The following is a 19,122-nucleotide window of genomic DNA, read 5'->3' on the forward strand; positions in this document are numbered from 1 at the left end:
TTCTTACGACGTAAGAAAGGGGTGGGGCGCATGTCGACGCAGGCGCAGATGACCGCACGGCCGGGAAGCGCGGGGGGCGGAGGAACCGCAACCGCCGAAGGGTCTGCCGCAACCGCCGGAACCGTCGCGACCGCCGCAACCGCCGCGAACAAGCGACTCATCGAGGCGTTCGTTGCCGCCGTCAACGAGCGCCGTACCGACGACTTCCCCGCCTACCTGGCGCCGGACGTCATCGACCACAACAAGATCATCCACGGCGAGGAGGACCGGCCCGGCGCCGCCTTCGAGGGCTTCCGGCAACAGCTGGCGGCCTTCGCCGAGTTCGTGGTGGCCGTCGACGAGCTGATCGCCGAGGGCGACACCGTGGTCGCGCGGCTGACCGTCAGCGGCACGCACACCGGCGCCCACCCCCGTATGCCGGAGCCCACCCACCGGGCGTTCTCGGTCGAACAGATCTGGGTCTTCACCCTGCGCGCGGGCAGGATCGCCGAGATCCGCGCGGTGAGCGACCGGCTCGGCATGTTCCTCCAGCTCGGCTGGGACTGGCCGACGGCCGACTGAACGACAACGACCGACTGGCCGACGACCGACCGAACGACGGCCCCTGCGCCCGCGGCGCGCCGGGGCCGCGGGGCCCGCGCCCGCCCGGTGCGATCAAGCCGCCATCCCCGAAGGCGCCGAAGAGCTCCCCGCCTCCGCCTCGTCCTCCCCCGCGGGCAGCCGCCCCGCAACCGCCCCCGTGCGGGCCTGGTCCGGCAGCCGCCGCAGCAGCACCCCGTACCCCACCGCCGCCACCGTGCCGACGACCGCGCAGGCGCCCCACAGCGCATCGGCCCCGAAGCGGTCGATCACGACGCCGCCGAGCAGCGGGGCCGTCAGGGAGGCGATGGACCAGGAGAGGGCGTACATGCCCTGGTAGCGGCCGCGGCCGTGAAGCGGGGACAGGCGGACCACCAGGCCCATCTGGGTGGGGGAGTTGATGATCTCGCCGAGGGTCCAGACGGCGACCGCGACCGCGTACATGGCCACCGAACCGGCCAGCGCGGTCAGCCCGAATCCGTAACCGGCCAGCAGGGACGAGCCGATCAGCAGCATCGCGGGGCTGCGGTGTTCGATGAAACGGGTGACCGGGATCTGGAGCAGGACGATGAGCACGCCGTTGACCGCGATCACCATCCCGAAGTCCGCGCTGGAGAAGCCGTCCTGACCCATCGACACCGGCATCGAGACGTACGCCTGCTGGAAGAGGAGGGCGAGGAGGAGGTTGAGGGCGACGACGGTCATGAAGCGGCCGTCGCGCAGCACGGTCAGCATGGAGATCCGGGCGGGCTCGGAGTCCGGGGAGGCGTTGGGGGAGGCGTCGGGAGATCGCGGGGCCGCTTCCGGCCGGGACTCGGGGAGCTTGAAGAAGACCACCAGGGCGCAGGTCAGGACGAGGGCGGCCTCGCCCAGGAAGAGGGCCAGATAGCCGTGTTCGGCGATGAGCCCGGCGGCGGTGGAGGAGACGGCGAAGCCGAGGTTGATGGCCCAGTAGTTGAGCGAGAAGGCCCGTACGCGGTCCTCGGGGGCGACGATGTCGGCCATCATCGCCTGCACGGCGGGGCGGGAGGCGTTGGTCGCCATGCCGACCACACCCGCCACCACGGCGATGGCGACCGGGTTCTCCATGAAGCCGAGCAGCGCCACGGACGCCGCCGTCGACAGCTGCGCGATCAGCATGGTGGGCCGACGGCCCAGCCGGTCCGTCAGCACCCCGGCGCCGATCGACGAGACCACGCCGCCGAGGCCGTAGAGCGCGCCGACCAGGCCGGCGTACGAGGCGGAGTAGCCGCGTTCGAGGGTCAGATAGAGCGCCAGAAATGTGGCGACGAACGCACCCAGCCGGTTGATCAGGGTGCTGGTCCACAGCCACCAGAACTGGCGGGGGAGCCCGGAGACGCTCTCCGCGGCGGCTCGTCTCAGACGGGCGAGGGGAGGTACGGATGCGGTCGTGGGCATGACAGTTCTTCCCCCGGTGGTGTGCCCCCGGCCTGTAGGACGGGCGGCGGATGGCGGTGGCGTGGCCGATGGCGTCGCCGGTGGCGATGGCGTCGACAGATGTAAGAGGCGCAAGCTATGTGCGCAACCTACAGAGCGGGGCGGGCCGGCCGCTACCGAATTGACGGGATGCGTCAATCGTCACGGAGAAGCCCAGGTCCTGGACCCGGGCCGGGCCCTGTCCGGAATTCGATTACGCTCGACGCCATGGCCGACGCGACATACAAGCTGATCCTCCTCCGCCATGGCGAGAGCGAGTGGAATGCGAAGAACCTGTTCACCGGCTGGGTGGACGTCAACCTCAACGAGAAGGGCGAGAAGGAGGCGGTCCGCGGCGGAGAGCTGCTCAAGGACGCCGGTCTGCTCCCCGATGTGCTGCACACCTCCCTCCAGAAGCGCGCGATCCGCACGGCGCAGCTGGCCCTCGAGGCCGCCGACCGCCACTGGATCCCGGTCCACCGCAGCTGGCGCCTGAACGAGCGGCACTACGGCGCGCTCCAGGGCAAGGACAAGGCGCAGACGCTCGCCGAGTTCGGCGAGGAGCAGTTCATGTTGTGGCGCCGCTCGTACGACACGCCGCCGCCCGCCCTTGAGGACGGTTCCGAGTTCTCGCAGAGCGACGACCCGCGTTACGCCGCCATCCCGTCGGAGCTGCGCCCGAGGACCGAATGCCTCAAGGACGTCGTCGTCCGCATGCTGCCGTACTGGTACGACGGCATCGTCCCGGACCTCGTCGCCGGCCGCACGGTCCTGGTCGCCGCCCACGGCAACAGCCTGCGCGCCCTGGTCAAGCACCTCGACGGGATCTCCGACGCGGACATCGCCGGCCTGAACATCCCCACCGGCATCCCGCTCGCCTACGAGCTGGACGCCGACTTCCGCCCGGTCACGCCCGGTGGCACCTACCTCGACCCGGAGGCCGCCAAGGCCGCCATCGAGGCAGTGAAGAACCAGGGCAAGAAGAAGTAAGACGCCATCATCAAGCCCCCTACCTGCGGTTTCTTCGCGGGTGGGGGGCTTGTGGCGTGTTCCGGTCGGCTTCGGAGGCGGCCAGTTCGCGGCACCAGGGGCAGTCGGCCGCGACATGGTCCCGGCCGGGGGTGTCGAGCCAGTAGGCGCCGAGGAGTTCGGGATTGACGCCGGCGCGGTATTCGTCGCGTGCGGGCGGTTCCGCGGGGGAGTGGTGTGCGGGCTTCGAGGACTTCGAGGGTTTCGAGGGCTTCATGCTTGGGCCAACGCTTTGGGGTCGCCGCGCGCTATGGGGGGCGGCGGCTTCGCGATGCATTTGTGACAAAACGGACCGATGGCGGCGTTTCGAGCGGGGAACGGGCGTGCGAACCTCGCGATCGTGACGCCCCGCACGAACGCCGACGCCCCACGCGACCTCGTCGGCGACCCGGCCCACCTCGCCCACGACCCACGCGCCCCCGACAACGCAGCGGCCCCGGCCGGCAAGTACGCCGATCGGGGCCGCGGTGCGCTGCGCGGTGGCTAACCGCAGCCGCCGCCGCACTGGCACGGGCCGCCGGACTGGCAGCCGCAGCTGCAGCCGGGACCGCAGCTGCAGCCGCTGAGCAGCGGAAGCTGCGGACGCGTGGCGGCGGCTGGGGTGTCGTGCGGCGGGGTCGGGTTGAGGGAGTCCGCCATGAGTGCCATGTATTGCCTCCTCGGGGTCACCTTGGTGCCCATTGCAAGCCAGGGTGCCGAGGCGCGTCAACGGCGCGTGGAGGCGCACGTCAACGGCGCGGGGTGGCGAACGGTGGCCCGGCGGGGCCGTTATGCGCCCTCGACCGCGGTCGGCGGCGCGATCTCGTCGGCGTGCTCGCCGGTGACCAGATAGACGACCCGCTTGGCCACGGAGACCGCATGGTCCGCGAAACGCTCGTAGTAGCGGCCCAGCAGCGTCACATCCACGGCCGTCTCGATGCCGTGCTTCCAGCGGTCGTCCATCAGGTGCTGGAAGAGGGCGCGGTGCAGCAGGTCCATCGCGTCGTCGTCCTGCTCCAGCTGGAGCGCCAGGTCGACGTCCTTGGTGATGATGACCTCGCCCGCCTTGGCCATCAGGCGCTGCGCCAGCTGCCCCATCTCCAGGATGGTGGCGTGCAGATCGCGCGGTACGGCCGTCTCCGGGAAGCGCAGCCGGGCCAGCTTGGCCACATGCTGGGCCAGGTCGCCGGAGCGCTCCAGATCGGCGCTCATCCGCAGCGAGGTGACGACGATCCGCAGGTCGGTGGCGACCGGCTGCTGCCGCGCCAGGAGGGCGATCGCCCGCGCCTCCAGGTCGCGCTGGAGGTCGTCGACCTTCTCGTCGGCGGCGATCACGCTCTCGGCCAGCTTGAGGTCCGCGTCGAGTATCGCCGTGGTGGCGCGCCCGATCGCGGAGCCGACGAGCCGGGCCATCTCGACCAGGCCCTCGCCGATCGAATCAAGCTCCTCGTGGTACGCGTCCCGCATCAGTGACCTTCTCTCACATCGAGTGGTATCGGGTGGTGGGGTGGGCTGTGAGGGGAACGAACGGCCTGTGACGTTCGGTTCCCACGCTCCCACGCTCCGTGCCCGCACGGCCCGTACTCCACCGAGCCCGGCCGCCGCGCGCCGGTGCGGGATCGATTCCGCACCCGCACTCTCACCGTGCGGCCAGATCGCGACCTGTGCTCCCACCCGGAGTGAACCGCCGCCGACATGAAGGTGAACTCTGGGCGACATGACCGCCGCCACCGGCCCGGCCTCACAACCGGACGGGCGGCAGCAGGGTCCCACCGCGCGGTCGCACCGGGCCCACCGGCGACTTCCGGCATGTCCGTACGCGCCCCTTTCGGCCCTCCGGAGTGAACCACCACCGACGTCACAGTGAACTCTGGGCGACGGGTGCCCGAGCAGAGGCTCGCACCGCTGGGGAAGTGTCCGACCTGCCGCATACGCTGGAGTCATGAACGTGGACGCGGCCGTTGCCGCAGTGGCAGCGATCGCCGGGTTGTGCACCGGTGTCTTCGCCATGCTGGCGTTCCGCTGGAGTGAGCGGGACCAGGCCAAGCCCACGCGCACATCCCTGCACACCGACGCCGTGCTCCCGCCCGGTGTCGATACCGTCCTTTCCGTACTCCGCTCCTCCGCCGTCGTCCTGGACGAGGCCGACGCCGTCGTCAAGGCCAGCTCCGCCGCGTACGCCCTCGGGCTGGTCCGGGGCGGCAAGCTCGCCGTCGAGCCGATGATGCAGATGGCCCGCGACACCCGCCGGGACGGCGAAATACGCCAGGTCGAGCTGGACCTCCCGCGCCGCGGCACGGGCCGCGGGGACGCCCTGGCGGTCTCCGCCAGAGTCGCCCCGCTCGGCTCCCGGCTGGTCCTCCTCCTGGTCGAGGACCTCACGGAGGCCCGCCGCATAGAAGCGGTCCGGCGCGACTTCGTGGCCAACGTCAGCCATGAGCTCAAGACCCCCGTCGGCGCCCTCTCGCTCCTCTCCGAGGCCGTGATGGACGCCAGCGATGATCCCGAGGCCGTCGAGCGCTTCGCCGGCCGGATGCAGAACGAAGCCACCCGCCTGACCAACCTCGTCCAGGAGCTCATCGACCTCTCCCGGGTCCAGAACGACGACCCGCTGGAGGACGCCGAGCCGGTCCCGGTCAACGAGCTGGTCGCCGAGGCGATGGACCGCTGCCGCCAGCAGGCCGGTACGAAGCAGATCACCATGGCCAGTTCCATCGGCGGACCCGAAGGGTTCTCCACTCGGGGCGGTGGCGGGCGACGGGAGGGCGGCACCGCCGAACTGCATGTATGGGGTAATCGCGGCCAGCTCGCCGCGGCCCTCGGCAATCTCGTCGAGAACGCCGTCAACTACTCCCCGGCGCACACCCGGGTCGGTATCGCCGGCCGCCGGGTGACGGCGCCCGGGGGCGACCTGATCGAGATCGCGGTGACCGACCAGGGCATCGGGATCTCCGAGAAGGACCGGGACCGCGTCTTCGAGCGGTTCTACCGAGTGGACCCGGCGCGCTCGCGCGCCACCGGCGGGACCGGCCTCGGCCTCGCCATCGTCAAGCACGTGGCCGCCTCCCACGGCGGAGAGGTCACGGTGTGGAGCGCTGAAGGACAGGGCTCCACCTTCACCCTGCGTCTCCCGGAAGCCGGTGCCGTACGCGACCGCGAACGTCCCGCCGACCTCACTGCGGAGGGCCTCGACGAAGAGGACCGCCCGTACGAGACCTTCAACGATCCGCTTCCAGCTCACCCTGCCCCGGAGGTCCTTCCGTGACCCGAGTGCTTGTCGTCGAGGACGAGGAATCGTTCAGCGATGCACTGTCGTACATGCTCCGCAAGGAGGGATTCGAGGTCGCCATCGCGGCTACGGGCCCCGACGGTCTGGACGAGTTCGAGCGCAACGGCGCCGACCTGGTCCTGCTGGACCTGATGCTGCCGGGTCTGCCCGGCACCGAGGTCTGCCGCCAGCTGCGCGGCCGCTCCAATGTCCCGGTCATCATGGTGACCGCCAAGGACAGCGAGATCGACAAGGTCGTCGGCCTGGAAATAGGAGCCGACGACTACGTCACCAAGCCCTTCTCCTCCCGCGAACTGGTCGCCCGCATCCGCGCGGTGCTGCGCCGCCGCGGCGAGCCGGAGGAGGTCACCCCGCAGGCCCTGGAGGCCGGCCCGGTCCGCATGGACGTCGACCGCCACGTCGTCACCGTCTCCGGCGGCAAGGTGGACCTCCCCCTGAAGGAGTTCGACCTCCTGGAGATGCTGCTGCGCAACGCCGGCCGGGTGCTGACCCGTATGCAGCTCATCGACCGGGTGTGGGGCGCCGACTACGTGGGCGACACCAAGACCCTGGACGTGCACGTCAAGCGGCTGCGCGCCAAGATCGAGCCCGACCCGGGCGCGCCGCGGTATCTGGTCACGGTCCGCGGCCTGGGGTACAAGTTCGAGCCGTAGGCCGTACCCGGCGACGGCCGAAGAGCAGATAACGCGTCAGGGCGCCCCTCCGGACCGGAAGGGCGCCCTGACGTGTTACGGCACTGCGCGCAGCGGCTCGGCTGCGGAGATGCGGCTCAGTGACCGGCGTGCGCCGTCTGCGAGGCCCCACCGGTCGGCTTGCCGGACTCCGAGGGCTTGCCCGACTCGGACGGGCTCGCGGAGCCGGTCGGCTTACCGGACTCCGAGGGGGACGCCGAGGTGGAGGGCTGGGGCGCCTGGCTGGGACCGAAGCCCTCGAAGTAGTTCTTCGCCGGGACGACGAAGGCGCCGATCTGCACCTTGCCCGTGGAGCTGAAGGCGAACGTCAGCTGCTGGACGTTCCCGTCCTGGACGGACTCCCGGCCGCTCGCCAGGACGGCCGACGGGTTCTTCGCACCGCCGATCACGACGGAGCCGCCGGCCGGCACGGTGATCGGACCGGCGCCGGTGGCGGGCGCCAGCTTGGCGGCCGTCCCGGTGCCGTTGACGGTGATCGCGGTCAGCTTCTGGTCGTGGATGCCGCTGTTGAACACCGTCGCGCTGATCACGGCCGGGCCCTTGGAGTTCACGTCGGGCTGCGTGATCACATTCGCGTTCTGGATCTTGATGTCGCCGACGGAGGTCTCGGCATTGTCCGGCTTGACCTGCAGCGTCTGCGCGTCGCTTCCGGCCCCGCAGGCGGACAGCGAGACGACGGACAGCGACAGGACGGTGGCGGCGAGGACGCCGCGTCGAAGGCTGCGGCTCACGGCGGCGGCATCTCCTTGACGAGCTACGGCGGCCGAACTTCGTGCCCGGTCGCGGATGGGCGGCTGGGGCGGCATTGCGTACGCGTCATGGCGACGGGCACGTAAAGCCCCCCTAAGGGTGTGTCAGCGCCGCTAGGTTACCGAGCCGTCCTCGCGCCGCCGCACCCGACCCGCCCCCAGCGCGATCACGCACCCCGCGAGGGGTTCCGCGGACGGGCCCGGCCGCCGTCCCGGAGGCGTGTGCCTGCCGCCTCGGCGGCATCCGCCCCGCACCCGGTTCCGCGGCTTCCGGGGGCCCGCGGAGAAGCGCCTGCGATGCGCCGGGGAAGTCCACGGTGACGTCTCCGGTGAAGCCCCGGTGATGCCCCCGGTAAGGATCAAGCAAAGGATCCCGGCGCAGATCCGGATCCGTTCCCGGCGTGTCCGAGAACTTGCTTTGAATAATCCTCAAGGGGGCGCCGGCACCAAGAGATCATCAAGAGACCACCAAGAGCCGGATCGGGCGACGGCGGCTCAGTTTCCCCCGGTTTCCGCCGGTGAAAAGCAGTATTCGCGGGGAATGCGGACGCCCCCGGAAATTGATCACCACGCCCCGCCGCCCTCCGGTGATCAATTCAAAGAATCGCGTCGCGACCCTCCGCGAGCAACCGAACGGAGTAGCTGAAGTCGCTCATACGGATCGCCGCAAAACGGGACTTTCGCCCTGTTGATCACGGCGCTCCGGGTGCGTGACGGGCACGTTTCCGCTCACCTGTGAAGCCCCTCCCACCTGCGAATACCCGCACAACGGGCCCCTTCGAAGCACGTTCCGACCGCTGTTGTCAAGCCCCGAGATATGCCCTGACCTGCGAAAACGCCATTCAGAACGGCCCGTTCCCGTGTTAGCATGGATAGCCACGGAAGGGGTACCTGTCACATGACGTTCAAGGTTGGCGACACCGTGGTCTATCCCCATCACGGGGCCGCGCTGATCGAGGCCATCGAAACTCGCCAGATCAAAGGCGTGGACAAGACCTACTTGGTGCTGAAGGTCGCCCAGGGCGACTTGACTGTTCGTGTGCCAGCGGACAATGCGGAGTTCGTCGGCGTACGCGACGTGGTTGGTCAAGACGGGCTGGACCGGGTCTTCGAGGTGCTGCGTGCACCGTATGCCGAAGAGCCGACGAACTGGTCCCGTCGCTACAAGGCAAATCTTGAGAAGCTCGCCTCGGGCGATGTCATCAAGGTCGCCGAGGTGGTTCGCGACCTGTGGCGTCGTGAGCGTGAGCGCGGACTCTCCGCCGGTGAGAAGCGGATGCTCGCCAAGGCGCGCCAGATTCTGGTCAGCGAGCTCGCCCTCGCGGAGAACACCAACGAAGACAAGGCCGAGGCCCTGCTCGACGAGGTTCTCGCGTCCTGACGCCGCACGAGGTCAAACACGTAACGTCAATCAAGAGCAGTGCCCTATCGATCTTGATATGACGTGATGCGACGTAGCAATGCCGCGGTGCCCGAGTGACGACCGTCTCCTCATGGAGAGGTCTGTTGCCGGGCGCTGCGGCATATCTGCAGCGGCATATCCACGGAATTTCGCGACGCACAAAAACTCTGCGACGCATGGAACGGCTCAGAAGTGACGGAAGCCCGTCATATGCACCTGTAGCGTGCCGGGCTCGGGCAGCCGCCTCGACCGCTGTCACGGAAGGGTCCGGTCAAGGCGTCGCGCCCGGCACTCCCCCAAGCTCTACGAGCAGGGGCACCTCCCAGGCCATACCCACCCCGGCCGAGGAAACAAACCTGTCTGCGCCAATTCCGGGCTCGCCCCGGACTCCGGAGCCATCGATGCCAGATCCCTCCCGCCCGATCCGCACCGCCGCCGTGATCCCCGCCGCCGGCCGCGGCGTCCGGCTCGGCCCCGGCGCCCCCAAGGCGCTGCGCGCACTGGGCGGCACCCCCATGCTGGTGCACGCCGTCCGCGCGATGGCCGCTTCGCGCGCCGTCTCCCTGGTCGTCGTGGTCGCCCCGCCCGACGGCGCCCCCGCGGTCCGTCACCTCCTCGACGAGCATCCGCTCAGCGACCGCACCGACCTGGTGGTGGTCCCCGGCGGCGAGACCCGCCAGGAGTCCGTACGGCTCGGGCTCGCGGCTCTTCCGGACGCCATCGATGTGGTGCTGGTGCACGACGCCGCCCGCCCGCTGGTCCCCGTCGAGACGGTCGACGCGGTGATCGCCGCCGTCCGCGCCGGCGCGCCCGCCGTCGTCCCCGCGCTGCCGCTCGCCGACACCGTCAAGCAGGTCGAGCCGCAGCCGCAGGGCACCCCGGAGCCGGTCGTCGGCACCCCGGAGCGGGCCCTGCTGCGCGCCGTACAGACCCCGCAGGGCTTCGACCGCGAGACCCTGCTCAAGGCGCATGACACCGTCGTCGAGGGCGAGGGCGCCACCGACGACGCCGGGCTCGTCGAACGGCTCGGGCAGCCGGTCGTGGTCGTGCCCGGCCATGAGGAAGCATTCAAGGTGACCCGGCCGCTGGACCTGGTCCTGGCCGAGGCCGTACTCGCCCGTAGGAGGGCCAACGATGGCTACGTCTGAGCCGACCCCCGCACCCGCCGCGGGCATCCCCCTCGTCGGCATCGGCACGGATGTGCACGCCTTCGAGCACGGTCGCGAGCTGTGGTGCGCCGGGCTGCTCTGGGACGCCGTCGAGAGTGACGGGTACGGCCTGGCGGGGCACAGCGACGGGGATGTGGCCGCGCATGCCGCCTGCGACGCGCTGTTCTCGGCGGCCGGCGTCGGCGACCTCGGCGCGCACTTCGGTACCGGCCGCCCCGAGTGGTCCGGCGCCTCCGGGGTGACGCTGCTGGCCGAGGCCGCGCGCATCGTACGGGCCGAGGGCTTCGCGATCGGCAACGTCGCGGTGCAGGTCATCGGCGTACGGCCGAAGGTCGGCAAGCGGCGGGACGAGGCGCAGAAGGCGTTGTCGGCGGCGGTCGGGGCGCCGGTTTCGGTGTCCGGGACGACGTCCGACGGGCTGGGCCTGACCGGCCGCGCCGAGGGGCTGGCGGCGGTCGCCACGGCGCTGGTGGTCCGTACGGGCTAACGAGCCTCCGTGCCGCGCGCCCCGTGCCGGATCCCCGGTACGGGGCGCGGCCGGTACCGAAATCCGCCGGCCGCGGCGGGAATGCCGCGCCCCGTACGGGGTGTTGAGCGGGCGACGGCGTGTATCGGATCGGCCCGCAGGGAAGGACGTGCTCGTGACTGACACCCTCTCCGACGACCTCAAGACGCTCCTCGACACGCCCGTTTTCGTGATCGTGGCGACCGTCCAGCCGGACGGCAGCCCCCAGCTCTCCCCGGTCTGGGTGAAGCGGGACGGCGACGATCTGCTGATCTCGACGACCGTCGGGCGCCGCAAGGAGGCCAACCTCCGGCGCGACCCGCGCGTCTCGGTCGTCCTCCAGCCCTTCGACGCTCCGTATACGTATGCCGAGGTCCGCGGCACGGCCTCGCTCACCACCGAGGGCGGGCAGGAGCTGATCGACGAGCTGTCGCGGAAGTACACCGGCAAGTCGTACGCCGAGTTCAATCCGGCGGCCGCCGAGGACAGTCAGCGGGTCGTCGTACGGATCACCCCGCGCAAGGTGATCGGCCGGATCTGAGCGGCGGCCGGCGCGGGGCCGGAGTCGGGCCGGCGCGCGACCGATACGTCCGGTACTTCCGGCCCGCCGGGCCAGTGTCACGGTTCTGTGTCCCCGCGGGCGACGGGTCACGGGGCACTCCTTCGTTCCGACTACCCTGGTTCCGTGACGATTCGCCTGTACGACACCAGCGCCCGGCAGATTCGCGATTTCAACCCGCTTACGCCGGGCTGTGTCTCGATCTACCTGTGTGGTGCCACCGTGCAGGCCGCCCCGCACATCGGGCACATCAGGTCGGGACTGAACTTCGACATCATGCGTCGCTGGTTCGCCCACCGCGGCTACGACGTCACCTTCGTGCGCAATGTGACCGACATCGACGACAAGATCATCCAGAAGTCGGCCGAGCAGGGCCGCCCCTGGTGGGCGATCGGTTACGAGAACGAGGTCGCCTTCAACGCGGCGTACGACGTCCTCGGCTGCCTGCGTCCGACGTACGAGCCGCGCGCCACCGGCCACGTCCCCGAGATGATCGAGATGATGCGCGGTCTGATCGAGCGCGGTCATGCATACGCGGCCGACGGCAACGTCTACTTCGATGTGAAGTCCTTCCCCGGCTATCTGGGACTGTCCAACCAGGAGCTGGACCACCTCAAGCAGCCGTCCGGCGCGGGCGAGACCGGCAAGCGGGACCCGCGCGACTTCGCCATGTGGAAGATGGCCAAGGAGGGCGAGCCCAGCTGGGAGACCCCCTGGGGCCGCGGCCGGCCCGGCTGGCACCTGGAGTGCTCGGCGATGGCCCACAAATACCTGGGCTCGCGCTTCGACATCCACGGCGGCGGCATCGACCTCATCTTCCCGCACCACGAGAACGAGATCGCGCAGGCCAAGGCCTTCGGCGACGACTTCGCCGCGTACTGGACCCACAACGCCTGGGTGACCATGAGCGGCGAGAAGATGTCCAAGTCGCTGGGCAACTCCCTGCTCGTGAGCGAGATGGTCAAGCAGTGGCGCCCCATCGTGCTGCGCTACTACCTCGGTACGCCGCACTACCGCTCCATGATCGAGTACAGCGAGGACGCGCTGCGCGAGGCGGAGTCGGCGTTCGCCCGGATCGAGGGCTTCGTCCAGCGGGTCGTCGAGAAGGCCGGCATGGTCGAGCCCGCGGCCGAGGTGCCGCCGGCGTTCGCCGAGGCGATGGACGACGACCTGGGCGTCCCGCAGGCGATGGCGATCGTGCACACCACCGTCCGGCAGGGCAATTCGGCGCTGACCGCCGACGACAAGGAAGCGGCGGTGGCCCGGCTGGCGGAGCTGCGGGCGATGCTCGGGGTGCTCGGTCTGGACCCGCTCGACGAGCGCTGGTCCGGCGGCGCGGAGCGCGGCGAGGACCTGCACGGCGTGGTGGACTCCCTCGTACGGCTCGTCCTCGACCAGCGGCAGTCGGCCCGTGCCCGCAAGGACTACGCCACCGCCGACGCCATCCGCGACCAGCTCCAGCAGTCCGGACTCGCCATCGAGGACACCCCGTCGGGCCCGCGCTGGTCGCTTTCCTGACCATGTCCTGAACCGCGTCCCGATCCGCGTCCTCAACCGCGTCCCGAAGCCCGTCGCGACCCCCGGCCACCAGCCGGATTCGCCCAATCCGGTGGCCGCGGGCGACACTCAATCCATACGTACGTACCCACTCCACGTCGCGAGACGTCGAGAGCAGTGAAGAAACGGGTGACCCATGGCCGGCAACAGCCAGCGCAGGAACCGCCGCACGTCCAACAAGAAGGGCGCGCAGGTCGGCAGCGGCGGCAAGCGGCGCCGGGGCCTGGAGGGCAAGGGCCCGACCCCGCCCGCCTCCGCGCGCAAGGGGCACGTCAAGAACCGCGTCGCCAATGCCAAGGCCAAGCACTCCGCCAAGCGCCCGGCCCCGCGCCGCGGCGGCCCCAAGGGCACCGCCGAGCTGGTGGTCGGCCGTAACCCGGTCGTCGAGGCGCTGCGCGAGGGCGTGCCCGCGACGACGCTGTACGTCCAGCAGTTCATCGACAGCGACGAGCGGGTGCGCGAGGCGCTGCAGCTCGCCGCCGACCGCGGGATGAACCTCATGGAGGCGCCGCGGCCCGAGCTGGACCGCATGACCAACGGCCTCAACCACCAGGGCCTGGTCGCGCAGATCCCGCCGTACGAGTACGCGCACCCGGAGGACCTCGCGGCGGCCGCCTTCGACGACGGCGAGGACCCGCTGATCGTCGCGCTGGACGGCGTCACCGACCCGCGCAACCTGGGTGCGGTCGTCCGCTCGGTCTCCGCCTTCGGCGGCCACGGCGTCGTCGTGCCGGAGCGCCGGGCGGCCGGGATGACGGCCGGCGCCTGGAAGACCTCGGCGGGCACGGCGGCCCGTACGCCGGTCGCCCGCGCCACCAACCTGACCCGGACCCTGGAGTCGTACCAGAAGGCGGGCCTGACGGTCGTCGGCCTGGCCGCGGACGGCGAGCTGGAGCTGCAGGACGTCGAGGCGCTGGACGGCCCGGTCGTCATCGTCGTCGGCAGCGAGGGCAAGGGCCTGTCGCGGCTGGTCGGGGAGACCTGTGACGTACGGGTGCGGATCCCGATGCCGGGCGGCGCGGAGTCGCTGAACGCCGGTGTCGCGGCCGGCGTCGTCCTGTGGGAGGCGGCGCGCCGCCGCGCCTGAGCGAGGGTGCCCCGGGCCGGGAAGGCGTCACAGCCCGGGGCAAAGCCTGACCCTCCGTGCGAATTACGCCCGAGTTTCGCGAATCCCCCGCATCTTTGACGGGTCTCGGACAGAGATAACCGGTCAAGGCAGTGTCTTAACCGCGAGTCACTCGGTTAGATGAGCGTGGACACCAGAACACCCCGCACGCCTACGGGGGGACGCTCGCCGGGCTTCGATGACGAGCCCATCCTGAGCTCGGTCAAGGTGCCGTGCGATCCCGCGCAGGTCATTGTCAACCACGCCAGTTTCCGTGTGCAGCTCGCCGAACCCGTAGCGGGCGCGGTGGGCAGCACCATGGCCGACACCGCGCGCATCCCCGTGATCCGGGGGTCGTCCGTTCCTGCCAGACGGCGGGCGCCCGTGGTGTGGAGCGGCCGTACGACACCGGGCGGCACCGCCGGCGCCACCACCCAACTCCTGCACGCCGTACGCAACGCGGGCATCGGCCTGGACAACGGCCAGGGCGAGGACGTCGGAGCGACCCAGGTCCTGCCCCGGGTCCGCGTCGACGACGCCCGCGCCTCGACCGTGGTCGGCCAGCGCAGCCCGCTCGAATCCAACGACACCCTGCTGCGCGGCGTACGCCCCGTGGGCAGCGCGTACAACGAACCCGCCTACACCGGCGGCCGTGCCGACGACGGTTACGACGACGACGGCTACGACGGCTACGACGACGACCACATCGAGGCCCGGGACCGCTACGACGGCAAGCGGCGCGGCGCCGACTCCGTCCGCCACGCCTACTACCCCGGCCGCCGGATGAACCTCGGCGTCGTCCTGCTGCCGCTGCGGATCTTCCTCGGTCTGATCTCGGTCTACGCCGGTATGGGCAAGCTCTGCGACCCCGTCTACTTCGACGGCGGCGAGCGGGGCTCGATGGTCAAGTGGCTGCTGTCGCTGGACCCCTGGGCGCTGGCCGTGCCGCTGCGCGACTTCGCCGTCTCGCATCCCGTCGGCGCCGGTCTGACCGTCGCCTTCCTCCAGGTCGTCGTCGGCGTACTGACCATCTGCGGACTGTGGCAGCGGGTCGCCGCATCCATCGGCGCGCTGCTCTCCGCGGCGCTGCTGATGACCGTCAGCTGGCGCACGGTCCCGGCGTACGACGCCCCGGACATCATCTACCTCGCCGCCTGGAGCCCGCTGATCATCGCGGGCGCCCCGGTCTACTCCATGGACGGGCGGCTGGCCGGCGAGGCCTGGCGGCGGCTCGGCCCCCGGGTCGAGGTCGGCGAGCTGCGGCGCCGGGTGCTGCGGCGCGGCGCGGCGATGACCGCGGTGGTGGCCGGGCTGACCCTGCTCATCGGGTCGCTGCTCGGTGGCGCCGTACGGTCCGCGTCCGTCGCGCCGGTACCGCGTCCCGGCGAGCCCGCGATCAACAACCTGCCCGGAACGCCGCTGCCCCGCCCCGGCAAGAAGGCCACCCGGCCCGGTCAGCACCGCACCGGCAACGGCATCCCGCGGCACCGCGGCACGCCCTCCGCCGACGCCTCGCACCGCGCGGGCAAGCGGGGCCTGCCGTCCGCCTCGACCGCGCCCACGGCCGGCACCACCAGCGGCATCGTCCGGCCCGGTGGCGCGACCACCAGCGGCCCGCCGCAGCGTTCGGTCCCGTCCCGCACCTCGACCCCCAGCCGCGCGACGCCGAGCTCCGGCGGCACCGGTGGCGGCACGACCGGTGGCGGTACGAGCAGCAGCCCCTCGGGCTCCGGGGCGAGCGACTCCGGCCGCGGCACGCTGGGCGGCCTCCTGGGCTGATCCACCCGGACCGGACCGGACCGACCGCACCCCGGACGTGCGACTGTCCCCGATCACCGCGAGGGTGGTCGGGGACAGGCGTGTGCGGGGGCCGTGATGAGAGGGGAGGGGGGCGATTCTCCGGCTCGGTCGGCCCGGGGCAAGATCGGGCCGCAACTTCTGGAGGTGTCCCCGGGGCTCAACCCTGAGGGCTCAACGCCCCTGCGTCCCCAGCTCCTTGGCGGCCTCGGTGAGGTCCTTGGCGGTGTCGATGGCACGCCAGTAGGCGCCGTGCGGGAGCGGATAGCCGGCCAGGCGGCGTTCGCGGGCCAGGCGGGGGAAGGTGGTGCGCTCGTGGTCGCCGCGGGCCGGCAGCAGGTCCTTGAAGGCCGCGGAGAAGGCGTAGACACCCGCGTTGATGAGATACGGGGAGGGCGGGGCCTCGATGAAGTCCAGGACATGGCCGAAGGCGTCGGTCTCGACGACGCCCCAGGGGATCCGCGGGCGGGCCAGCGCGAGAGTGGCCTCGGCGTCGCGCTCGTGGTGGAAGGCGGCCATCTCACGGAGCGGGAAGCGGGTCCAGATGTCGCCGTTGGTGGCGTACCAGGGCTCTTCCGGGCGAGGGAGGTAGGCGGCGGCGTACTTGAGTCCGCCGCCGCGGCCCAGCGGTTCCGTCTCGACAACGGTCGTGACACGCAAGGGTAGTTGGGACCGGTCCAGCCAGTCCTGGAGCACCTCGGCGAGGTGGCCGCAGGAGATCACTGCGTCGGTGACGCCTTCTTCGGCCAGCCAGTTCAGCTGGTGGCCGATGATCGGGGTCCCGGTCCCGGGGATCTCGACCATCGGCTTGGGCCGGTCGTCGGTGTACGGGCGAAGTCGTGAGCCCTGGCCGCCGGCCAGGACCACGGCCTGCGTGGGATAGGGATGGGGGGCGTCTGCCATGGTTCGCACCCTATGCGGTGCGGGCCGGGGTCACTGGGCGGCGGCGACGCCGGTGGCGAAGGAGGTGTCGCAGACCGGGCGGGAGAAGGCCTGGGCGCGGTGTGCGGCACCGTACTTGGCGACCGCGGCGCGGCCGAGGGAGCGGGCGATGGAGGCACAGTGCTTGGCCAGCGAGGGCCGGGCGTTCATCTCCTTCTGGAGGTGGGTGAGGGCGACGCCGGGGTCCTTCTCCTGGAGATCCAGCAGAAGACGGTCGCGGAGGATGTCCTGAGGCGCGCGGGGGGCCTGCGAGTGGGCCTTCGTGGCGACCGTCCCGGAGGACGCGGTCAGCATCTGCGAGTCGGTGGCCTGCGACGCCCACGGGACGCGGGTGACCGCGAGAGTCCCGGAGAGTACGAGGACGACGGGCAGGACAAGGGCGAGGGTTCGGCCGATGCGGCGGGCTGCGGAGTTCACGGTGGTGATGGTAGCGAGGAGTGATGATTTGGCGACATTTGGTCACCTTATCGAGGGACGAAATGGCTCGTCGGTGCGGTTATGAAGTTGACGCATCGGTGCGAAAAGCCGGTTCTGCCGGGGTATTTGTCGACGAGTGCGGGCGTGGCGGGTGTACGGGGCCCGGCGACGGGGCAGGGGCGCGCGATCCATCACTCTCCGCCATGGAGGGCGGACGGGGGATGGGGGAGCGAGGGGCGACCGGCGACGGACGACAGACGGCGGCGGTACCGGGTACGGACCCCGGTACCGCCGCCGCCACTGCGCTCCGCTCCGCTCCGCGCCGGCCGTCGGCCGTCGGTCGCTGAGCCGCCGCGCCGCTAGTCGCTGAGCCGCTCACCCGAAGACGTCGAGAAGACATGCGTCTCACCCGGCATCGGCACCACATGCAGCTGGGTGCCCTTCTGCGGGACCTGGCGGCCGTTGACCCGTACGACCAGGTCCTTGACCTCGCCGCCGACCTCAGCGGTGCCGTAGACGTAGCCGTCGGCGCCCAGCTCCTCGACGACATTGACCGTGACGGCCAGGCCCGCCGGCGCGTCCGCGGTGTCCTTCGAAAGCGACTTCGCCGCGGCGCTGTTCTGCTCGACGATCTCGAAGTGCTCGGGCCGCACGCCTACGGTCACCGTACGGTCGCCCTTCTCGCCCGCCGCGGTCAGCGCCTCCCGGTTGACCGGCACGACGCTGTTGCCGAACTTCACGCCGCCGTCGGTGATCGGCACCTCGACCAGGTTCATCGCGGGCGACCCGATGAACCCCGCCACGAAGAGATTGGCCGGACGGTCGTACATGTTGCGCGGCGAATCGATCTGCTGCAGCAGCCCGTCCTTGAGGACGGCCACCCGGTCGCCCATCGTCATGGCCTCGACCTGGTCGTGGGTGACGTACACCGTGGTGATCCCCAGGCGCCGCTGCAGCCCCGCGATCTGCGTACGGGTCTGGACGCGGAGCTTGGCGTCCAGGTTGGACAGCGGCTCGTCCATCAGGAACACCTGGGGCTCCCGGACGATCGCCCGGCCCATCGCGACGCGCTGCCGCTGGCCGCCGGAGAGCGCCTTGGGCTTACGCCCGAGGTACTCGGTCAGGTCCAGGATCTTCGCCGCGTCCTCGACCTTCTGCCGGATCTCCGCCTTCGGCACACCGGCGATCTTGAGCGCGAAGCCCATGTTGTCGGCGACCGTCATATGCGGGTAGAGCGCGTAGTTCTGGAACACCATCGCGATGTCCCGGTCCTTGGGCGGCAGGTGGGTGACATCGCGGTCCCCGATGCGGATGGCGCCTCCGTCGACGTCCTCCAGCCCCGCGAGCATCCGCAGCGAGGTGGACTTGCCGCATCCGGAGGGGCCGACGAGGACGAGGAATTCGCCGTCCTCGATGGCGATGTCGAGCTTGTCGACGGCGGGCTTGTCGGAACCCGGGTAGATACGGGTTGCCTGGTCATAGGTGACCGTAGCCATGATGATGAATCCCTTCACCGGCAGGAACGTGCCGGACGATCCGAGTAAAAGGAGTGGTGTAGTCCACCACGGTGGACTTGCCGTGACGCTACCCTCGGCGCTCCCCGGTGTCAGTAGCCCGGAGGTCACGAAATCCCCCCGCCCCCGCGATCACGGAAATACGGCGACGGGCATCCGGCGGGCCTGGGTACACTTCATCCGGCACGCCTCCTTAGCTCAGCTGGCCAGAGCACCGCTCTTGTAAAGCGAAGGTCGTCGGTTCGAATCCGACAGGGGGCTCTGAGAAGTCCAGGTCGGCTAGTCGCTGATCTGGACTTTTTTATGTGAGGGCCGGGCCGGGCCGGGCCGGGCGGGACGGGGACGCGATGATCTTCTAGCCCTGGTGTGTGGCCGTGTGGCCGTGTGGCCGTGTGGGGCCG

20 protein-coding genes and 1 tRNA gene are annotated in these 19,122 nt (G+C 70.7%); 13 read left to right on the forward strand and 8 right to left on the reverse strand.

What is annotated here, in order from left to right:
- The first annotated feature begins 30 nt into the window (after window positions 1–30).
- Window positions 31–561 (forward strand): ester cyclase, encoded by a 531-nt coding sequence (locus tag AC5677_RS22785; RefSeq protein WP_497189766.1) that lies wholly within the window; start codon window positions 31–33, stop codon window positions 559–561.
- Between the two features lie 93 nt (window positions 562–654).
- Here AC5677_RS22785 and AC5677_RS22790 read toward each other — a convergent pair whose 3' ends face one another.
- Window positions 655–1,998, reverse strand: coding sequence for an MDR family MFS transporter (locus AC5677_RS22790; RefSeq protein ID WP_497189767.1), 1,344 nt, complete (start codon window positions 1,996–1,998; stop codon window positions 655–657).
- Between the two features lie 246 nt (window positions 1,999–2,244).
- Between AC5677_RS22790 and AC5677_RS22795 the strand changes: the two genes are divergently transcribed.
- Window positions 2,245–3,006: a phosphoglyceromutase gene (locus AC5677_RS22795; protein ID WP_497189768.1), complete on the forward strand. Its 762-nt coding sequence runs from the start codon at window positions 2,245–2,247 to the stop codon at window positions 3,004–3,006.
- A 19-nt stretch (window positions 3,007–3,025) separates the two neighbouring features.
- Here the strand turns inward: AC5677_RS22795 and AC5677_RS22800 are convergent, their stop codons facing one another.
- On the reverse strand, window positions 3,026–3,262 hold the full coding sequence (locus tag AC5677_RS22800; RefSeq protein ID WP_497189769.1) for a hypothetical protein: 237 nt from the start codon (window positions 3,260–3,262) through the stop codon (window positions 3,026–3,028).
- 123 nt (window positions 3,263–3,385) lie between these two features.
- On the opposite strand from AC5677_RS22800, the gene AC5677_RS22805 reads away from it, so the two are divergent.
- Window positions 3,386–3,532 (forward strand): hypothetical protein, encoded by a 147-nt coding sequence (locus AC5677_RS22805; protein WP_497189770.1) that lies wholly within the window; start codon window positions 3,386–3,388, stop codon window positions 3,530–3,532.
- Here AC5677_RS22805 and AC5677_RS22810 read toward each other — a convergent pair.
- Together AC5677_RS22810 and phoU are read right to left on the reverse strand one after the other, a co-directional pair.
- A complete protein-coding gene (locus AC5677_RS22810) occupies window positions 3,529–3,693 on the reverse strand; it encodes a hypothetical protein (RefSeq protein ID WP_497196947.1) in 165 nt (54 codons plus the stop codon). The two genes, AC5677_RS22805 and AC5677_RS22810, sit on opposite strands and share 4 nt — an antisense overlap.
- Before the next feature lie 120 nt (window positions 3,694–3,813).
- Window positions 3,814–4,491, reverse strand: coding sequence for a phosphate signaling complex protein PhoU (phoU, locus tag AC5677_RS22815; RefSeq protein ID WP_403511131.1), 678 nt, complete (start codon window positions 4,489–4,491; stop codon window positions 3,814–3,816).
- A gap of 475 nt (window positions 4,492–4,966) precedes the next feature.
- Here phoU and phoR point away from each other — a divergent pair, with 475 nt between their 5' ends.
- Together phoR and phoP are read left to right on the forward strand one after the other, a co-directional pair.
- Entirely contained in the window at window positions 4,967–6,289 is a 1,323-nt protein-coding gene (phoR, locus tag AC5677_RS22820) for a two-component system sensor histidine kinase PhoR (protein ID WP_497189771.1), read from the forward strand.
- A 5-nt stretch (window positions 6,290–6,294) separates the two neighbouring features.
- Window positions 6,295–6,966 carry a two-component system response regulator PhoP gene (gene phoP / locus AC5677_RS22825; RefSeq protein ID WP_465270440.1) on the forward strand — a complete coding sequence of 224 codons (672 nt, stop codon included), beginning with the start codon at window positions 6,295–6,297 and terminating at the stop codon, window positions 6,964–6,966.
- A gap of 116 nt (window positions 6,967–7,082) precedes the next feature.
- On the opposite strand, the gene AC5677_RS22830 is transcribed toward phoP, so the two are convergent.
- A complete protein-coding gene (locus AC5677_RS22830) occupies window positions 7,083–7,736 on the reverse strand; it encodes a DUF461 domain-containing protein (protein WP_497189772.1) in 654 nt (217 codons plus the stop codon).
- A gap of 916 nt (window positions 7,737–8,652) precedes the next feature.
- Here AC5677_RS22830 and AC5677_RS22835 point away from each other — a divergent pair.
- The 7 genes from AC5677_RS22835 to AC5677_RS22865 all read left to right on the forward strand — a co-directional run bounded on the left by AC5677_RS22835 (window position 8,653) and on the right by AC5677_RS22865 (window position 15,830).
- Complete coding sequence (locus AC5677_RS22835) at window positions 8,653–9,135, forward strand: CarD family transcriptional regulator (RefSeq protein ID WP_003953493.1); 483 nt, start codon at window positions 8,653–8,655, stop codon at window positions 9,133–9,135.
- 422 nt (window positions 9,136–9,557) lie between these two features.
- Complete coding sequence (ispD, locus tag AC5677_RS22840) at window positions 9,558–10,304, forward strand: 2-C-methyl-D-erythritol 4-phosphate cytidylyltransferase (protein WP_497189773.1); 747 nt, start codon at window positions 9,558–9,560, stop codon at window positions 10,302–10,304.
- A complete protein-coding gene (gene ispF, locus AC5677_RS22845; RefSeq protein ID WP_497189774.1) occupies window positions 10,291–10,812 on the forward strand; it encodes a 2-C-methyl-D-erythritol 2,4-cyclodiphosphate synthase in 522 nt (173 codons plus the stop codon). The genes ispD and ispF overlap by 14 nt, the downstream gene beginning before the upstream one ends.
- A 154-nt stretch (window positions 10,813–10,966) precedes the next feature.
- Window positions 10,967–11,371, forward strand: a complete 405-nt coding sequence (locus AC5677_RS22850) for a PPOX class F420-dependent oxidoreductase (RefSeq protein ID WP_497189775.1) — start codon at window positions 10,967–10,969, stop codon at window positions 11,369–11,371.
- Between the two features lie 144 nt (window positions 11,372–11,515).
- Window positions 11,516–12,907: a cysteine--tRNA ligase gene (gene cysS, locus AC5677_RS22855; protein WP_497189776.1), complete on the forward strand. Its 1,392-nt coding sequence runs from the start codon at window positions 11,516–11,518 to the stop codon at window positions 12,905–12,907.
- A 175-nt stretch (window positions 12,908–13,082) separates the two neighbouring features.
- Entirely contained in the window at window positions 13,083–14,033 is a 951-nt protein-coding gene (gene rlmB / locus AC5677_RS22860; protein ID WP_497189777.1) for a 23S rRNA (guanosine(2251)-2'-O)-methyltransferase RlmB, read from the forward strand.
- A gap of 159 nt (window positions 14,034–14,192) precedes the next feature.
- On the forward strand, window positions 14,193–15,830 hold the full coding sequence (locus AC5677_RS22865; RefSeq protein ID WP_497189778.1) for a DoxX family protein: 1,638 nt from the start codon (window positions 14,193–14,195) through the stop codon (window positions 15,828–15,830).
- Between the two features lie 192 nt (window positions 15,831–16,022).
- Here AC5677_RS22865 and AC5677_RS22870 read toward each other — a convergent pair whose 3' ends face one another.
- The 3 genes from AC5677_RS22870 to AC5677_RS22880 form a co-directional block, all read right to left on the reverse strand.
- The gene (locus tag AC5677_RS22870) at window positions 16,023–16,751 is read right to left on the reverse strand and encodes a nucleotidyltransferase family protein (protein ID WP_497189779.1); all 729 of its coding nucleotides are present in this window, start codon (window positions 16,749–16,751) and stop codon (window positions 16,023–16,025) included.
- Between the two features lie 30 nt (window positions 16,752–16,781).
- A complete protein-coding gene (locus AC5677_RS22875; protein ID WP_497189780.1) occupies window positions 16,782–17,207 on the reverse strand; it encodes a hypothetical protein in 426 nt (141 codons plus the stop codon).
- A gap of 359 nt (window positions 17,208–17,566) precedes the next feature.
- Complete coding sequence (locus AC5677_RS22880; protein WP_497189781.1) at window positions 17,567–18,703, reverse strand: ABC transporter ATP-binding protein; 1,137 nt, start codon at window positions 18,701–18,703, stop codon at window positions 17,567–17,569.
- A 205-nt stretch (window positions 18,704–18,908) separates the two neighbouring features.
- Between AC5677_RS22880 and AC5677_RS22885 the strand changes: the two genes are divergently transcribed.
- Window positions 18,909–18,982 (forward strand) — tRNA-Thr (locus AC5677_RS22885).
- Window positions 18,983–19,122: the final 140 nt, after the last annotated feature.

The organism is Streptomyces sp. JLSY215 (assembly GCF_059682825.1).

Coding starts and splice junctions, on each gene's coding strand:
- AC5677_RS22785 (WP_497189766.1), top strand. CDS start 31: ATGTCGACGCAGGCGCAGATGACCGCACGGCCGGGAAGCGCGGGGGGC.
- AC5677_RS22790 (WP_497189767.1), bottom strand. CDS start 1,998: ATGCCCACGACCGCATCCGTACCTCCCCTCGCCCGTCTGAGACGAGCC.
- AC5677_RS22795 (WP_497189768.1), top strand. CDS start 2,245: ATGGCCGACGCGACATACAAGCTGATCCTCCTCCGCCATGGCGAGAGC.
- AC5677_RS22800 (WP_497189769.1), bottom strand. CDS start 3,262: ATGAAGCCCTCGAAACCCTCGAAGTCCTCGAAGCCCGCACACCACTCC.
- AC5677_RS22810 (WP_497196947.1), bottom strand. CDS start 3,693: ATGGCACTCATGGCGGACTCCCTCAACCCGACCCCGCCGCACGACACC.
- phoU (WP_403511131.1), bottom strand. CDS start 4,491: ATGCGGGACGCGTACCACGAGGAGCTTGATTCGATCGGCGAGGGCCTG.
- phoR (WP_497189771.1), top strand. CDS start 4,967: ATGAACGTGGACGCGGCCGTTGCCGCAGTGGCAGCGATCGCCGGGTTG.
- AC5677_RS22835 (WP_003953493.1), top strand. CDS start 8,653: ATGACGTTCAAGGTTGGCGACACCGTGGTCTATCCCCATCACGGGGCC.
- ispD (WP_497189773.1), top strand. CDS start 9,558: ATGCCAGATCCCTCCCGCCCGATCCGCACCGCCGCCGTGATCCCCGCC.
- ispF (WP_497189774.1), top strand. CDS start 10,291: ATGGCTACGTCTGAGCCGACCCCCGCACCCGCCGCGGGCATCCCCCTC.
- rlmB (WP_497189777.1), top strand. CDS start 13,083: ATGGCCGGCAACAGCCAGCGCAGGAACCGCCGCACGTCCAACAAGAAG.
- AC5677_RS22865 (WP_497189778.1), top strand. CDS start 14,193: ATGAGCGTGGACACCAGAACACCCCGCACGCCTACGGGGGGACGCTCG.
- AC5677_RS22870 (WP_497189779.1), bottom strand. CDS start 16,751: ATGGCAGACGCCCCCCATCCCTATCCCACGCAGGCCGTGGTCCTGGCC.
- AC5677_RS22880 (WP_497189781.1), bottom strand. CDS start 18,703: ATGGCTACGGTCACCTATGACCAGGCAACCCGTATCTACCCGGGTTCC.